Below are 14,397 nucleotides of genomic sequence, written 5' to 3'. Positions count from 1 at the left end.
GCAGAATCGGGCACGGCGGGCGCCGTCCGCCGCCGGCCACCCCGGCTCCCCGAGACCTCCAGGGACGACCCGAGTCGTGCGCGCTTATCCGGACACCCCCCTCCTTCGGCGAAGGGGTACGGCCCGATGAACACCTACCGAGGCTCCGCCCGGGCCACCGTCCTGCGCACCGTCGGCACCCGCGAGCGCCGCTCGCACCTGACCGCGCCCCGCGTCCCCACCGTCGGCATCGACATCGGCGGCACCAAGGTGATGGCCGGCGTCGTGGACGCCGACGGCGTCATCCTGGAGCAGATCCGCACCGAGACGCCGGACAAGTCCAAGAGCCCCAAGGTCGTCGAGGACACCATCACCGAGCTGGTCCTCGACCTCTCCGACCGCCACGACGTGCACGCCGTCGGCATCGGCGCGGCCGGCTGGGTCGACGCCGACCGCAGCACCATCCTCTTCGCCCCGCACCTCGCCTGGCGCAACGAGCCGCTGCGCGACGCCCTCCAGTCCCGCCTCGCCGTCCCCGTCATGGTCGACAACGACGCCAACACGGCCGCCTGGGCGGAGTGGCGCTTCGGCGCGGGCCGCGGCGAGGACCACCTCGTCATGATCACGCTCGGCACCGGCATCGGCGGCGCGATCCTGGAGGACGGCCGGGTCAAGCGCGGCAAGTACGGCGTGGCGGGCGAGTTCGGCCATATGCAGGTCGTGCCCGGCGGCCACCGGTGCCCGTGCGGCAACCGCGGCTGCTGGGAGCAGTACAGCTCGGGCAACGCCCTGGTCCGCGAGGCCCGGGAACTGGCGGTCGCGGACTCGCCGGTCGCGTACAACATCCTGGAGCGGGTCAAGGGCAACATCCCCGACATCACCGGCCCGCTGATCACCGAGCTCGCCCGCGAGGGCGACGCCATGTGCGTCGAACTGCTCCAGGACATCGGCCAGTGGCTCGGCGTCGGCATCGCCAACCTGGCCGCCGCCCTCGACCCGTCCTGCTTCGTCGTCGGCGGCGGTGTCAGCGCGGCCGACGACCTGCTGATCGGCCCCGCCCGGGACGCCTTCCGCCGCCATCTGACCGGCCGCGGCTACCGCCCCGAGGCCCGGATCGCCAAGGCGCAGCTGGGCCCCGAGGCCGGCATGGTCGGCGCCGCGGACCTGGCCCGCCTCGTCGCCCGCCGCTTCCGCCGCGCCAACCGCCGCCGGGTGGAGCGCTACGAGCGGTACGCCCAGGTCGCCGAGGCCGTACGCAAGACCGGCTCCCCGCGCGCCACCGAGGAAGCACCGTGATGACCCCCGCGGAGCGGCCCGCCGTGCCGCGCCAGCCGCTGTCCCCGGACGGGAGCCGGCCGCCGGAGGACCGCCGGCACATGATCCGCCGCCGCTGGCTCACCGCCGTCATCATCGTCCTGCTCATCGGGGTCCCGGCCGGCTATCTCGCCATCTCCGCCGGGCAGAGCCGCGACAGCGGGCGCGACAAGGAGAGCGAGGCCTCGGCGACCGGGCTGCAGCACGACTGGCCGTCCAAGACCCAGCGGCGTATCTACGACGTGCCCGTCCCCACCGACGCCACGGACGTGCGGTACTACGAGACCAACAGCTGGAAGGTCAGCAAGCTCTTCGTCTCCTTCAGGACCACGGCGGCCGGTCTCGCCGAGTTCCTGAAGGACTCTGGGAGCAGCACGGCGGCGCTGCGCCCCGGTTCGGTGGCGATCGACGCGTCCGACGCGAGGAAGGTCGGCTGGACCTTCGCGTCCGGTCACGACTGGGCGGGCACCCGGCACGCCCAGAAGGACCCGCTGCCCACACAGGACATCACGGTGGACGAGAGCGACCCCGACAACCCCGTCGTCTTCGTCGTCTCCACGGCCACGCCCTGACGCACGTTCCGGCGCGACCGGGGACCCGCGCCGAAAGAAAACCGGCAGAAACCGTGGGGCTCCGGCGTGCGGATATCTGTTCCCGCCGCATGAGAATGAGAAGCGGGGCGCGATTAATAATAATGACGCGACAGGCCCGGCGGAGAAATGGTCCGCGCATGGCCGATCGCACCGTGCTACTGTCGATCTCAGTTGCAGTTGTGGCTCCTGAAATCTTGCAGGCGTCCCCGCCGGTTCATTGCGGCGGTGACCCTTTCTGGTCCCGGTTATTTCCGGCAGGGTGATCATCACGGCGACACGAGGCGCACACGGTGTGCGTCACGAGCACCGCCCCGAAGGAGAAATAACATGGCTTCCGGAACTGTTAAGTGGTTCAACGCGGAAAAGGGCTTCGGCTTCATCGAGCAGGACGGTGGCGGCGCGGACGTGTTCGCCCACTACTCGAACATTTCCGCCCAGGGCTTCCGCGAGCTGCTTGAGGGCCAGAAGGTCAGCTTCGACATCGCGCAGGGCCAGAAGGGCCCGACGGCCGAGAACATCGTTCTCGCCTGACGTCGCCACGCACTTTCGCAGCTGGGGCCCGCACCTTGGGGTGCGGGCCCCAGCTGTTGCGTTTTCAGGGGTCGATGAACCCCAGTCTCTCGGCTCGTTCTTGCGATTCTCTGCGCTGCTCCTCCGCTGCGGGAATTCCTTGATACGTGCCACGTCAAGGAAGGTTCCCCGTGGACCGCACGCGTACGAACGACCGCTCCGCCCGCACACGCACCGCGAATCCGCGCTCCGGCGGTGAATTCCGCTCCGGCTCCCCGCGCCGCTCCTTCGCCCCCGGCCGGCGGCAGAACGCGCCCCAGGGCGAGTTCGCGGTCCCGCAGACGCTCACCCCGGCCCTGCCGGCCGTCGAAGGATTCGCCGATCTGGGCATGCCGGGCCAGCTGCTCGACGCGCTGGGCCACGAGGGCGTGACCGTACCGTTCCCGATCCAGGCGGCGACCCTGCCCAACTCGCTGGCCGGGCGTGACGTCCTCGGCCGCGGCCGCACCGGTTCGGGCAAGACCCTCGCCTTCGGCCTCGCCCTGCTGGCCCGTACCGCGGGTCTGCGCGCCGAGCCGCGCCAGCCCCTGGCCCTCGTCCTGGTGCCCACCCGCGAGCTCGCCCAGCAGGTCACCGACGCCCTCACGCCCTACGCCCGCTCCGTCAGACTGCGGCTGACCACTGTGGTCGGCGGCATGTCGCTCGGCAGGCAGGCGGCCGCGCTGCGCGGCGGCGCGGAAGTCGTCGTCGCCACACCGGGCCGGCTCAAGGACCTCGTCGACCGCGGGGACTGCCGGCTGGACCAGGTCGCCGTCACCGTCCTCGACGAGGCCGACCAGATGACCGACATGGGCTTCATGCCGCAGGTCACCGAGCTGCTCGACCAGGTGAAGCCCGGAGGTCAGCGGATGCTGTTCTCGGCCACCCTGGACCGCAACGTCGATCAGCTGGTCCGCCGCTATCTGACCGACCCCGTGGTCCACTCCGTCGACCCGTCCGCGGGCGCGGTGACCACCATGGAGCATCACGTCCTGCATGTGCAGGGCGCGGACAAGCACCGGACGACCACCGAGATCGCTGCCCGGGACGGGCGCGTGATCATGTTCCTGGACACCAAGCACGCGGTGGACCGGCTCACCGAGCACCTGCTGAACAGCGGTGTACGGGCGGCCGCCCTGCACGGTGGCAAGTCCCAGCCGCAGCGGACGCGGACCCTGTCCCGTTTCCGGTCCGGGCATGTGACGGTGCTGGTGGCGACGAACGTCGCGGCGCGCGGCATCCACGTCGACAACCTCGACCTGGTCGTCAACGTCGACCCGCCCAGCGACCACAAGGACTATCTGCACCGTGGCGGCCGCACGGCCCGCGCCGGTGAGTCCGGCAGTGTCGTGACCCTGGTCACCCCCCACCAGCGCCGCGACATGAGCCGGCTGATGGCCGCCGCCGGCATCACCCCGCAGACCACCCAGGTGCGCTCGGGCGAGGCCGAACTGAGCCGGATCACCGGCGCCCAGGCCCCCTCGGGCGTCCCGGTCACCATCACGGTGCCGGCCGAGGAGCGCTCCCGGCGCTCCGCCGCCTCCTCACCCCGAGGCCGACGCGGCACCGCGGGCCGCGGCCGGTCCGGCGCCGACCCGGCTCGCCGCACGGCGCAGCGCCCGGCCGCTCTCGACGCGGCCGCCTAGAGCGCTCGCGTCCCCCACCGCCACCGCGGATCCGTGCGCACCGCCGCCGGGCCCGTCGTGAGCGGACCATCCGTCCCCGTCCCGCAGGAGAAAATCCTTTGACGCCCGTCCAGACCCGGCAACGCCCCGCCCCTTTCCACGGCACGGCCGAGGCCGTCGACCCGTCGGGGCCGCGGGTGAGTGACGACATGACCGTCGAGACGGCCCTGTCCGTCATGGCCGGTGCCCGGGTCGGGTTCCTGCTGCTGTGCGACCGGGACGAGCAGATCACCGGCTCGGTCACCCGGACCCGGCTGGCCGCTGTCCGTGACAGCGCCGCCTACACGGACCGGCTCCGGCTGCGGGACGTCCTCGCCGCCGAGGGTCCGCCCGGCTCCGCCCCGGGCGCTCTCGCCCTCGCCCGCTGATCCACCCCCGCCGTCACCGGCCGCCCCGTCGCCCTTCTCCCACTCCCTGTGAGGCACCATGCGCTGCGTCATCGCCCGTTTCCCCTTCGAGCTCACCAAGAGCGGGGTCATGACCTCGATGAAGGGTGTGAAGCCCGAGATCATCACGGGGGAGTCCGTACTCATCGGCCGCCGCCACTACCCCGTCAAGCAGGTGGGGGAGATCATCACCCGGCAGGACCGCCGCGACTTCACCGGCCAGGAGGTCACCCGGGCCATGGCCCGGCTCGGCTTCAGCTGCCGCAGCGGTGAGGCGCCCGTGCCCGTCCCGCACACCGCGCGGGCGACGCCCCTGCAGACCGCCTCCGCGCTGCTGGGCGGCTCCGGGGTGCTGGGAATCTGACGACGGCCGGCGCACGCCGGTCCGTACACGACAGCGGGGAAGGGCCCTGCCGACACAGGTCGGCAGGGCCCTTCCCCGCTGTACGCGTTCTCAGTGGTCGGAGTAGCTGAAGTCGCCCACGGTCCAGGCGCTCACGTCCTTGATGGCGACGCGGTACATCCCCCCGGTCTCGGGAATACCGACGTTGCCCTGGAGGATCCGGGCGAGGTGGAAGTGGAGATGGGTGGGCGTCTCGCCGTCCTCCCCCCGGCCCCGCGGCGGGTCCGCGGTGAAGACCTCGGAGAAGGGGCCCAGATGGTCCGAGTCCTTGAGCACCTCCGACACCCGCTCCCTCCATACGGCTTCGGGAGCCAGCCGGCCGGTAATGACAGCTCCACCGACCACCACGGTCAGCGACATCTGATTGCTCTGCCCGGATTCCACCATGGTGGAGATGCCGATGAGCAGGTCGTCAGGGTTCGACATGGGACGAGATTCTATCCACCCGTCCTCGACGCCCGGCAGAGGCCCGTCCCCGGAAGAGCAGACGCGGTACGAGGCCGGGGGCGCGGCACACGCGGCGTGGCACACGCGGCGCCGGAAGGGAAGGCCTGCGCGGCGGCGGCCCGGGCGGATGGTGTTGACTTTCCCCCGGGCCAGGCCGTACGGCGTCCAGGCCCCTCGAAGCGCTGCACAACGAGGTGACATGACAGCAGACAGTCCGCTGGGCGATCGTCTGGACGACGACGACTACCCCGCCTACACGATGGGCCGGGCCGCCGAGATGCTCGGCACCACCCCCGGTTTCCTGCGGGCCATCGGGGAGGCCCGGCTCATCACGCCGCTGCGCTCCGAGGGCGGCCACCGGCGCTACTCCCGCTACCAGCTCCGGATCGCCGCCCGCGCCCGCGAGCTGGTCGACCAGGGGACTCCCGTCGAGGCGGCCTGCCGCATCGTCATCCTGGAGGACCAGCTGGAGGAGGCCCAGCGCATCAACGCCGAGTACCGCCGCACGGCGCGGCGGGCACCGGGCGGCTCCGGGGCCGACGCGGATTCCGCTCCCGGTACCGGCCCAGGCCCCGGTCCCGGCCCCGGTTCCGTCTGAGCGACCCGGCCGGACCGGACCGAGGAGGACCGTTCCTCTCCTCCCGGAAAACTGCCCATCGCGCAGTCAATATCTGTTCCCGTCAAGGGAGAGTTTTACGGACCGTGCGGGAAGGGTTTGTGCCGCGTCGGGAAAGATCGAATTGGTCACCCCGCACAGGCCGTTCCGGCGTGCTACTGTCGATCTCAGTTGCAGTTGTGGTTCCCGAAACTTCAAGTGCCCCCACCCGGCCCCGGCCAGGTGGGAGCACTTTTGTCTTTCCGGTCGTATTCCGGGCGGGGTGATCATCGCGGCGACTCGGTGTCCGCACAGTGCGGATTCCGATGCACTGCCCCAAAGGAGATATGGCATGACTACTGGCACCGTGAAGTGGTTCAACGCGGAAAAGGGCTTCGGCTTCATCGAGCAGGACGGTGGCGGCCCCGACGTGTTCGCCCACTACTCGAACATCGCCGCGCAGGGCTTCCGTGAGCTGCTCGAAGGCCAGAAGGTGAGCTTCGACATCGCGCAGGGCCAGAAGGGCCCGACCGCCGAGAACATCGTTCCGGCCTGACGCTCGCGCACCATCTGTAGCTGGGGCCCGCATCCCTCGGGGTGCGGGCCCCAGCTGCTTGCTTTTCCCGCACGGTCTCATCCGTGCGTCGCGGGACCCCTGGGAACATATCCGGGTCCCGCCCCGCATGATTTCGCATGCGGAGAACGGCGGCGGCTCGAAGAGCTGCCCGCAGCCGACGCCCGGACCTCCAGGTCCCACCGCGTCACCCACTCTTTCAGCACCGGCGCCCCGGATTGTTTCCACCGGCCGCCTCTGCTGCATTTCCCCCCGGTTCATACTTGTCGTTCCGTACGCCGTTCATCGCTGCGGGAATTCCTTGATATGAGCCACATCGAGGAAGGTTCCCCATGAACCGCACACTGACGAACGACCGTTCCGCCCGCACCCGCAGGGGTGGCGCCGACGCCGGAACGGGCGGCAACCGCTACGGCTCGCAGGCGCCGCGCCGCTCCGCCCCGTCGGGCCGTTCCGGCGGCGGCTACGGCCGCAGGCCCGCCCCGGTCCAGGGCGAGTTCGCGCTCCCCGAGACGATCACACCTCCGCTGCCCGCCGTCGAGGCGTTCGCCGATCTCGACATGCCCGCTCAGCTGCTCGCCGAGCTCCGCAGGCAGGGTCTGGACGCGCCGTTCCCCATCCAGGGCGCGACGCTGCCGAACTCGCTGGCGGGCCGGGACGTCCTGGGCCGCGGCCGCACCGGCTCCGGCAAGACCCTCGCCTTCGGCCTGGCCCTGCTCGCCCGTACCGCGGGACAGCGCGCCGAGCCCCGCCAGCCGCTCGGGCTGGTCCTCGTACCGACGCGTGAGCTGGCGCAGCAGGTCACCGACGCGCTCACCCCATACGCCCGCACCCTGAAGCTGCGCATGACCACCGTCGTGGGCGGGATGTCGATCGGCAGGCAGATCAACGCGCTGCGCGGCGGGGCCGAGATCGTCGTCGCGACCCCGGGCCGGCTCAAGGACCTCATCGACCGGGGCGACTGCCGCCTGAACCAGGTGGGCGTCACGGTGCTCGACGAGGCCGACCAGATGGCCGACATGGGCTTCATGCCGCAGGTCACCGCCCTGCTGGACCAGGTGCGCCCCGAGGGCCAGCGGATGCTGTTCTCGGCCACCCTGGACCGCAACGTCGACCTGCTGGTGCGCCGCTACCTGACCGACCCGGTCGTGCACTCGGTCGACCCGTCGGCCGGTGCGGTCACGACGATGGAGCACCACGTCCTGCACGTCCAGGGCGCCGACAAGCACGCCGCCACGACCGAGATCGCCGCCCGCGACGGCCGCGTGATCATGTTCCTGGACACCAAGCACGCCGTCGACCGGCTGACCCAGGACCTGCTCAGCAGCGGGGTACGGGCCGCGGCGCTGCACGGCGGCAAGTCCCAGCCGCAGCGCACCCGCACGCTGACGCAGTTCAAGACGGGCCACGTCACCGTGCTGGTCGCCACCAACGTCGCGGCGCGCGGCATCCACGTCGACAACCTCGACCTGGTCGTCAACGTCGACCCGCCGACCGACCACAAGGACTACCTCCACCGCGGCGGCCGTACCGCCCGCGCCGGTGAGTCCGGCAGCGTCGTCACGCTCGTCACGCCCAACCAGCGCCGCGGCATGGTCCGCCTGATGTCGGACGCCGGGATCCGGCCGCAGACCACCCAGGTCCGTTCGGGCGACGAGGCGCTGAGCCGGATCACCGGCGCCCAGGCCCCGTCCGGTATCCCGGTCGTCATCACCGCGCCGGTGGTCGAGCGTCCCAAGCGCAGCTCCTCCTCCCGGGGCCGGCGTCGCCCGTCCGGGGCGCCCCGGCGCGCGTCTGCCGCCACGGTGGCGTAGCACCGCCGCCCTCAGGGCGTTGAGGGGCCCGGCCGGTGCAACCGGCCGGGCCCCTGGCGAAACCGGCGGCGGGGCAGACAGCGGGGCAGACGAGGAGCGGTCCGACCGCGGCGGGGCGCCCGTCCGTGCGATCCCCGTGTGCCGTGTGATCGTTCCTCTGGTGACGTGGCGTGTGGGCGTGTAGCGTTTGCGTCAGCTGTCGTGGTTCGGAGTTCCCCATTGCCCACGCCTTGGCGTGGGCGTTTTGCTGTGCTGTGCCGCAGGAACCAGGGCGATCACCTCCGCCTTCCGCATGGAGCGGTAGGCGTTCATCGACTGGAAGGCATGACTATGGCTACGGGAACCGTGAAGTGGTTCAACGCGGAAAAGGGCTTCGGCTTCATCGCCCAGGACGGTGGCGGCCCGGACGTCTTCGCCCACTACTCCGCCATCAACTCCTCGGGCTTCCGTGAGCTCCAGGAGGGCCAGACCGTGACGTTCGACGTCACCCAGGGCCAGAAGGGCCCGCAGGCCGAGAACATCAACGTCGCCTGACCCGACGTACTCTGCCCGGCCGCCGCGCATCCCGCGCCGGCCGGGCGAACGCGCCCGACCTCACGTCGGACGCATCCAGGACCAGGGGCCGCGCAGCTGTTGCTGCTCGGCCCCTGGGCCGTTGTTCGGCAGGTGACGGCCCGTCATCGAGCCGGGCTCTCGGCGGGCGGGGAGGAGGGCACCCCGTACCGCGGTCCCGGCCCGGCGGCTCAGACGTCGCGGCGCCGGACGAGCACCACGGCCAGTGCCAGTGCGGCCGGCGGCCAGAGCGCGTACACCAGCCAGAAGCCGGGCACGGTGGGCACGAATGCGAGGGTCCGGTGAGGGCCCGGACATGGCGCTGGACGACATCGTCGCGGCGATCCGCGTGGTCGCGGCGGGAGACGCACTCCTCGCACCGGGGGTGACCCGGCGTCTGATCGCGAACTTCGTCGGACACCGCGCAAGTACTCCGCGTCGCCCCGTACGGCCGGTCGAGGGCATCACCGAGCGCGAGCAGGAGGTCCTCACTCTGATCGGACAGGGCAGGTCGAACACCGAGATCGCGGAGGACCTGTTCATCACCGTGGCCACCGCCAAGTCCCATGTGTCACGGCTGTTCACCAAGCTCGGCGCCCGGGACCGGGTCCAGCTCGATCACCGCGTACGGGTGGGGACTCGTCGCTCCGCCCCGCTGAGCCCGTCAAGCGGGGCCGGGGGTCTCGTCGGCGTCGCCCGGTGAGACGAGTCCCGTCTCGTAGGCGAGGACGACGGCCTGGGCCCGGTCGCGCAGGGTCAGCTTGGCGAAGATCCGGGCGACATGGGTCTTCACGGTCGCCTCGCTGAGCGTCAGTCGAACGGCCAGTTCGGTGTTGGAAAGACCTCGGCCCAGCCACGTCAGCACCTCCCGCTCCCGTGGTGTGAGCACCGCCAGATCCCGGTGGACCGCCGGGGCGGCATGGCGGGGGCCCTGGTTCGTACCCGGCTTCGAATTGTCGGCGGCGAAGCGTTCTACGAGGCGGCGGGTGATCGAAGGTGCGAGGAGGGCGTCGCCGGTGTCCACCAGGCGTACGGCGGCGGCCAGGTGCGCGGGGGTGACGTCCTTGAGGAGGAACCCGCTGGCTCCGGCGGCGAGGGCGGCGTAGACGTATGTGTCGAGGTCGAAGGTGGTCAGCATGATCACCCGGCATTCCGGGGCCTGGGCGAGGATGCGGCGGGTGGCTTCCAGACCGTCCATGTTCGGCATGCGGATGTCCATCAGCACGACGTCGGGCCGCAGTTCTGCCGCGGCGGTGACGGCCTCGACGCCGTCGGAGGCTTCGCCCACCACGTCGATGCCACGGGCGGTGAGGATCATGCGGAAGCCGGTGCGCAGCAGTTCCTGGTCGTCGGCGACCACCACGCGCGGGGCGGGCGCTGCGGGGGTGGTCACGGGCGGTCCAGGGGGATGCGGGCGCGGACGCGGTAGCCGCCGCCGAGGCGGCGTCGGGCGTCGAGGTCGCCGCCGTAGACGGAAACCCGCTCGCGCAGCCCCAGCAGCCCGCGTCCGGTGCCGTCCGCCTGTTCCCGGCCCGGCTCCCTCGGGGCGGGTGTGCCGCCCGACAGGACGCTCGGCCCGCTGTTGAGCACCTCGACGCGCAGGTGGTTGTCCGCGTAGCGCACCGTCACTTCGGCCTTCGTCCCGTCTCCGTGTTTGAGTGCGTTGGTCAGCCCCTCCTGGATGATCCGGTAGGCGGTGACGTCGATCCCGGTGGGCAGCGGGCGCGGGTCGCCCGAGATCCGCATCTCGACGGGCAGGCCGGCGAAGGCGATCTTGTCGATGAGCGGGCTCAGCCGGCTCAGGCTCGGCTGAGGTGACAGGTCCACGCCGTAGGGCTCGTCCTCACCGTTCTGCGCGGGGGCGAGCAGGCCGAGCAGGTGCCGCAGCTCGGTCATCGTGTTGCGCCCGGCGGTCTCCACGGCGCTCATCGCGGCCGCGGCCTCCTCGGGCAGGGTGGCGAGCACTTCGCGGGCGGCTCCGGCCTGGACCACCATGACACTGACGTTGTGGCTGACGATGTCGTGGAGTTCGGCGGCGATACGGGCCCGTTCGGCGCCGACCGCGGCTCGTGTCGCGCTTTCGCGTTCACGTTCCAGCAGCCAGCCGCGCTCCTCGATGGCCTTGCGGTGGCGGCGCCGCGCCCGCGCCGCCACCACGGCCAGCCATCCGGCGGCGCCGACTGCCGCGGCCAGCGCGGTGATCAGCAGAGCGGCCCACGATTCCCCCATGTGAACATCTTGCCAGGGATGCGGTGCCGCGGTGCATCGGCCTCCGGACGGGGTTGCGTACATCCCCAGGATGACCTGCACAAACGGATACATCCGGGGGGTGACGCCCCGTGATCGCCTTCGGACCTAGGTTTCGGGGCATGAGAAACGATCACGAGGGCGTCCGGCAGACGGTGGTGCGGCTGGACGGCGTCCACAAGGAGTACGGCGACGCGAAGGCCCTGGACGGGCTTTCGCTGGAGATCAAGGCCGGTGACGCGGTCGCGGTGATGGGGCCCTCCGGCTGCGGCAAGTCCACCCTGCTCAACATGGTGGCCGGGCTGGACCGGCCGACCTCCGGAACGGTCGAGGTGCAGGGACACGACCTGGGGAAGCTGAACGAGACGGGCCTGGCGCTGTTCCGGCGCCGCCACGTCGGCATGATCTTCCAGTTCTTCAACCTCATCGACGACCTGCCCGTCCTGGACAACGTGGCACTGGCCGCGCAGCTGACCGGCACCCCCGCCCGCCAGGCGCGCCGCCGCGCACTGGAGCTGCTGGACGAACTCGGTGTCGCCGAGCGCCGCGACAACTACCCGGCGACGCTCAGCGGCGGCGAACGCCAACGCGTCGCCGTCGCCCGGGCGTTGATGAACCGGCCCGCCCTCCTCCTTGCCGACGAGCCGACCGGCGCACTCGACAGCAGGTCGGGCGAGCAGGTGATGGACCTGCTGATCGATCTCAACCAGATCGGTCAGACCCTGCTGATCGTCACCCACGACCCGCGGCTCGCCACCCGCTGTGCCAGCCGGCTGGTCGAAGTCGCCGACGGCCGGGTCGCCCGCGAGCGCACGCTGGAGGCGACCGCATGAGGGCCGTATGGACGGCCTCGCGCGGCGCGGCCAAGCGGCGTCGGGTCCAGACGTTCGTGATCGGGCTGGTGGTGTTCTGCTCCACCACGACCATCCTGCTCGCGCTGGCACTGCTGAGCGCCGCCTCCAGCCCCTTCGACAAGGCGTACGCCGAACAGCGCGGCGCGCACACGGCGGCGTCCTTCGACACCACCAAGGTCACCCCGGAGCAACTGGCCCGGACCGCCGAGCGGCCAGGAGTGGAAGCCGCCGCCGGGCCGTTCGGACAAGCTGTGGTCGACATACCCAAGAACTGGCTGTGGATGGCGGGAGGCACCCTCAGCGTGGTGGGCCGAGCCGATCCGGCAGGCCCGGTGGACCGGATCGACCTTCTGGAGGGCCGCTGGGCCACCGCGTCCGGTGAGATCGTCGTCAACTGGTCCGTCCAGGGTTCACCCGGCACGGAACTCCTCGGCTCCAAACTGGAGGTCCCCGGCGGAGCGACGCTGACCGTCGTGGGGTTCGCCACCAGCATGAGCAAGTCGGCGAGTGCCTGGGTCTCACCCGCGCAGCTGGCCGCCCTGCACCCCACCTCCGCCCAGATGCTCTACCGGTTCACGGCATCCGGCACCGAGGCCCAACTGCGCGCCTCGCTGGACCGGGCCACCGCGGGGCTGCCCAAGGAGGCGCTCACCGGCGCGCAGACCTACCTCACCCTCAAGCAGGCGTTCTCCGCGCTGGCCGACTCCTACCTCCCCTTCATGACCCTCTTCGGCATCCTCGGACTGCTGGTCTCCGTCCTGATCGTCGGCAACGTGGTCAGCGGGGCGGTCGTCTCCGGATACCGGCACATCGGGGTCCTCAAGGCGCTGGGGTTCACCCCCAACCAGGTTGTCGCCGTCTACCTGACGATGCTCTCCCTTCCGGCCCTGGCCGGCTGCGCGCTGGGCACGCTGGCCGGCAACGCACTGGCCGGACCGATCATGAAGGTCGCCTTCACCGGCATCGACGTGGGCCGGGCCACGGTCGGCGAGATCAGCCCATGGGTGTCCGTGGCCTGCCTGCTGGGCATGCCCGCCCTCGTACTGGTCACCGCGCTGATCCCCGCCCTGCGGGCCCACCGGCTGCCCGCCGCACAGGCCATCAGCGCCGGCGGCGCACCCCGCACGGGGCGCGGACTGCGCGTTCAGCGGATGCTCGGCGCCACCCGGCTGCCGCGCCCCGTCAGCCTGGGTCTTGGCCAGCCCTTCGCCCGTCCCGCCCGCACCCTGCTGACCCTGGCCGCCATCGTCCTCGGGGTCACCACCGTGACGCTGTCCACCGGTCTGACCAGCACCCTGGTGGCGTACGGCAACGTCGGCAAGGAGGACGGCGCCGCCCGCGTCCAGGTGACGACCGGCGGCTCCGGCGACGACAGGACGGCACCGCGCCTCGGCGACGCGCAGATCGAGGAGCGGCTGCGTGCCCTGCCCGGTGCGAAGGGGGTACGGGCCCGCGCGCTGTCCCAGGCGAGCATGACCGGCCAGAACCAGCCCGTCTACGCCGACTTCTACCGCGGCGACAACTCCCTCTACGAGCACACCATCGTCAAGGGGCGAGCCCCGACAGCGGCCGGTGAGATCGTGGCCGGACCGGCCTTCCTCACCCAGCGCGGTCTGCGGATCGGCGACCGGACCACTCTGGAACTGAACGGAAAGAAGATCACCGCAACCGTCGTGGGCCAGGTCATCGAGGGCAACGCCCGCGCTCTGGAGGCCACTTGGGACACCCTGACCCGGCTCGCACCCAACGCCCACGCCACCGAGTACACGGTCCGTCTCGCCCCCGGCACCGACGCCCGCGCCTACACCGAAGCGGCCGGGAAGCTCGACCCGGCCGTGCATGCCTCCGTCCTGGACCCCGGCAACGCCGGCACCGCCACCGTCATCATCTTCTCCACCGTCTTCACCGTGCTGCTCACCCTCGTGGCCGCGCTCGGCGTCTTCAACACCGTCCTCCTCAACACCCGTGAACGACGCAGGGACCTGGGCATGCTCAAGTCCATCGGCATGACACCCCGTCAGGTGATCCTGATGACGGTCACCTCGGTCGCCGGAGTCGGCGCGGTCGGCGCACTGCTCGGCATCCCCCTCGGGATCGCGGCCCACCGCCTCGTGGTGGACCACGTCGGCGTGGTCGACTTCCCCGCCTACATGAAGGACGTCTGGCACGCACCCCAACTGGCCGCGATGCTCCTGGCGGGCGTGATGATCGCCGTCCTCGGCGCCCTGATCCCCGCCCGGACGGCGGCCCGGGCCACCATCGCCACGGTTCTGCACACGGAATAGCCGCCACGACACGGTGGCCGGGTCCCCGGAGAGCTCTGATGGCCGCGCCGGACCACGATCAGGGCGCATAAAGATGCCGAGCGGCGAAGTCATATGCTGAGCCGGGCGAGGCAGGCGCAG

At 71.3% G+C, this 14,397-nt stretch carries 15 protein-coding genes and 1 pseudogene; 13 read left to right on the top strand and 3 right to left on the bottom strand.

Annotated elements, in window-relative coordinates:
- The first annotated feature begins 126 nt into the window (after nt 1-126).
- From ACZ4MU_RS20425 to ACZ4MU_RS20400, 6 genes are all read left to right on the top strand, one after another.
- Complete coding sequence (locus ACZ4MU_RS20425) at nt 127-1,275, top strand: ROK family glucokinase (protein ID WP_467878342.1); 1,149 nt, start codon at nt 127-129, stop codon at nt 1,273-1,275.
- Nucleotides 1,275-1,865 (top strand): hypothetical protein, encoded by a 591-nt coding sequence (locus ACZ4MU_RS20420; RefSeq protein ID WP_467878339.1) that lies wholly within the window; start codon nt 1,275-1,277, stop codon nt 1,863-1,865. The genes ACZ4MU_RS20425 and ACZ4MU_RS20420 overlap by 1 nt, the downstream gene beginning before the upstream one ends.
- Nucleotides 1,866-2,213: 348 nt before the next feature.
- Nucleotides 2,214-2,417 carry a cold-shock protein gene (locus ACZ4MU_RS20415; RefSeq protein WP_467878336.1) on the top strand — a complete coding sequence of 68 codons (204 nt, stop codon included), beginning with the start codon at nt 2,214-2,216 and terminating at the stop codon, nt 2,415-2,417.
- Between the two features lie 170 nt (nt 2,418-2,587).
- Nucleotides 2,588-4,081 (top strand): DEAD/DEAH box helicase, encoded by a 1,494-nt coding sequence (locus ACZ4MU_RS20410; RefSeq protein ID WP_467878334.1) that lies wholly within the window; start codon nt 2,588-2,590, stop codon nt 4,079-4,081.
- A 98-nt stretch (nt 4,082-4,179) separates the two neighbouring features.
- Nucleotides 4,180-4,488 (top strand): CBS domain-containing protein, encoded by a 309-nt coding sequence (locus ACZ4MU_RS20405; RefSeq protein WP_467878331.1) that lies wholly within the window; start codon nt 4,180-4,182, stop codon nt 4,486-4,488.
- Nucleotides 4,489-4,546: 58 nt separating this feature from the next.
- Nucleotides 4,547-4,870 (top strand): SCO5918 family protein, encoded by a 324-nt coding sequence (locus ACZ4MU_RS20400; protein WP_467878328.1) that lies wholly within the window; start codon nt 4,547-4,549, stop codon nt 4,868-4,870.
- Between the two features lie 90 nt (nt 4,871-4,960).
- Here ACZ4MU_RS20400 and ACZ4MU_RS20395 read toward each other — a convergent pair whose 3' ends face one another.
- Entirely contained in the window at nt 4,961-5,335 is a 375-nt protein-coding gene (locus ACZ4MU_RS20395) for a hypothetical protein (RefSeq protein ID WP_467878325.1), read from the bottom strand.
- A 220-nt stretch (nt 5,336-5,555) separates the two neighbouring features.
- On the opposite strand from ACZ4MU_RS20395, the gene ACZ4MU_RS20390 reads away from it, so the two are divergent.
- The 5 genes and pseudogenes from ACZ4MU_RS20390 to ACZ4MU_RS20370 all read left to right on the top strand — a co-directional run.
- Nucleotides 5,556-5,954: a MerR family transcriptional regulator gene (locus ACZ4MU_RS20390; protein ID WP_467878322.1), complete on the top strand. Its 399-nt coding sequence runs from the start codon at nt 5,556-5,558 to the stop codon at nt 5,952-5,954.
- Between the two features lie 349 nt (nt 5,955-6,303).
- Complete coding sequence (locus ACZ4MU_RS20385) at nt 6,304-6,507, top strand: cold-shock protein (protein WP_272118185.1); 204 nt, start codon at nt 6,304-6,306, stop codon at nt 6,505-6,507.
- Nucleotides 6,508-6,857: 350 nt separating this feature from the next.
- Complete coding sequence (locus tag ACZ4MU_RS20380) at nt 6,858-8,339, top strand: DEAD/DEAH box helicase (RefSeq protein ID WP_467878319.1); 1,482 nt, start codon at nt 6,858-6,860, stop codon at nt 8,337-8,339.
- A 330-nt stretch (nt 8,340-8,669) separates the two neighbouring features.
- Complete coding sequence (locus tag ACZ4MU_RS20375) at nt 8,670-8,873, top strand: cold-shock protein (protein ID WP_467878664.1); 204 nt, start codon at nt 8,670-8,672, stop codon at nt 8,871-8,873.
- Between the two features lie 331 nt (nt 8,874-9,204).
- Nucleotides 9,205-9,550, top strand: a pseudogene (locus tag ACZ4MU_RS20370) (response regulator transcription factor); the annotation flags it as partial.
- Nucleotides 9,551-9,555: 5 nt separating this feature from the next.
- Here ACZ4MU_RS20370 and ACZ4MU_RS20365 read toward each other — a convergent pair.
- Complete coding sequence (locus ACZ4MU_RS20365) at nt 9,556-10,209, bottom strand: response regulator (protein WP_467878661.1); 654 nt, start codon at nt 10,207-10,209, stop codon at nt 9,556-9,558.
- A gap of 71 nt (nt 10,210-10,280) precedes the next feature.
- Nucleotides 10,281-11,120 carry a sensor histidine kinase gene (locus ACZ4MU_RS20360; RefSeq protein ID WP_467878317.1) on the bottom strand — a complete coding sequence of 280 codons (840 nt, stop codon included), beginning with the start codon at nt 11,118-11,120 and terminating at the stop codon, nt 10,281-10,283.
- Between the two features lie 140 nt (nt 11,121-11,260).
- Here ACZ4MU_RS20360 and ACZ4MU_RS20355 point away from each other — a divergent pair, with 140 nt between their 5' ends.
- The gene (locus ACZ4MU_RS20355; RefSeq protein ID WP_467878312.1) at nt 11,261-11,971 is read left to right on the top strand and encodes an ABC transporter ATP-binding protein; all 711 of its coding nucleotides are present in this window, start codon (nt 11,261-11,263) and stop codon (nt 11,969-11,971) included.
- The gene (locus ACZ4MU_RS20350; protein ID WP_467878309.1) at nt 11,968-14,277 is read left to right on the top strand and encodes an FtsX-like permease family protein; all 2,310 of its coding nucleotides are present in this window, start codon (nt 11,968-11,970) and stop codon (nt 14,275-14,277) included. Before ACZ4MU_RS20355 ends, ACZ4MU_RS20350 begins: the two co-directional genes overlap by 4 nt.
- Nucleotides 14,278-14,397: the final 120 nt, after the last annotated feature.

The sequence above is a fragment of the Streptomyces sp. NPDC026377 genome (assembly GCF_055567715.1).
Note: the sequence above shows the minus strand (reverse complement) of the source record. Positions and strands in the feature narration are given on the sequence as shown.

Excerpts from the sequence above, each read along its gene's own strand:
- ACZ4MU_RS20425 (WP_467878342.1), top strand. The coding sequence starts at position 127 with ATGAACACCTACCGAGGCTCCGCCCGGGCCACCGTCCTGCGCACCGTC.
- ACZ4MU_RS20420 (WP_467878339.1), top strand. The coding sequence starts at position 1,275 with ATGACCCCCGCGGAGCGGCCCGCCGTGCCGCGCCAGCCGCTGTCCCCG.
- ACZ4MU_RS20415 (WP_467878336.1), top strand. The coding sequence starts at position 2,214 with ATGGCTTCCGGAACTGTTAAGTGGTTCAACGCGGAAAAGGGCTTCGGC.
- ACZ4MU_RS20400 (WP_467878328.1), top strand. The coding sequence starts at position 4,547 with ATGCGCTGCGTCATCGCCCGTTTCCCCTTCGAGCTCACCAAGAGCGGG.
- ACZ4MU_RS20395 (WP_467878325.1), bottom strand. The coding sequence starts at position 5,335 with ATGTCGAACCCTGACGACCTGCTCATCGGCATCTCCACCATGGTGGAA.
- ACZ4MU_RS20390 (WP_467878322.1), top strand. The coding sequence starts at position 5,556 with ATGACAGCAGACAGTCCGCTGGGCGATCGTCTGGACGACGACGACTAC.
- ACZ4MU_RS20385 (WP_272118185.1), top strand. The coding sequence starts at position 6,304 with ATGACTACTGGCACCGTGAAGTGGTTCAACGCGGAAAAGGGCTTCGGC.
- ACZ4MU_RS20380 (WP_467878319.1), top strand. The coding sequence starts at position 6,858 with ATGAACCGCACACTGACGAACGACCGTTCCGCCCGCACCCGCAGGGGT.
- ACZ4MU_RS20375 (WP_467878664.1), top strand. The coding sequence starts at position 8,670 with ATGGCTACGGGAACCGTGAAGTGGTTCAACGCGGAAAAGGGCTTCGGC.
- ACZ4MU_RS20365 (WP_467878661.1), bottom strand. The coding sequence starts at position 10,209 with ATGATCCTCACCGCCCGTGGCATCGACGTGGTGGGCGAAGCCTCCGAC.
- ACZ4MU_RS20360 (WP_467878317.1), bottom strand. The coding sequence starts at position 11,120 with ATGGGGGAATCGTGGGCCGCTCTGCTGATCACCGCGCTGGCCGCGGCA.
- ACZ4MU_RS20355 (WP_467878312.1), top strand. The coding sequence starts at position 11,261 with ATGAGAAACGATCACGAGGGCGTCCGGCAGACGGTGGTGCGGCTGGAC.
- ACZ4MU_RS20350 (WP_467878309.1), top strand. The coding sequence starts at position 11,968 with ATGAGGGCCGTATGGACGGCCTCGCGCGGCGCGGCCAAGCGGCGTCGG.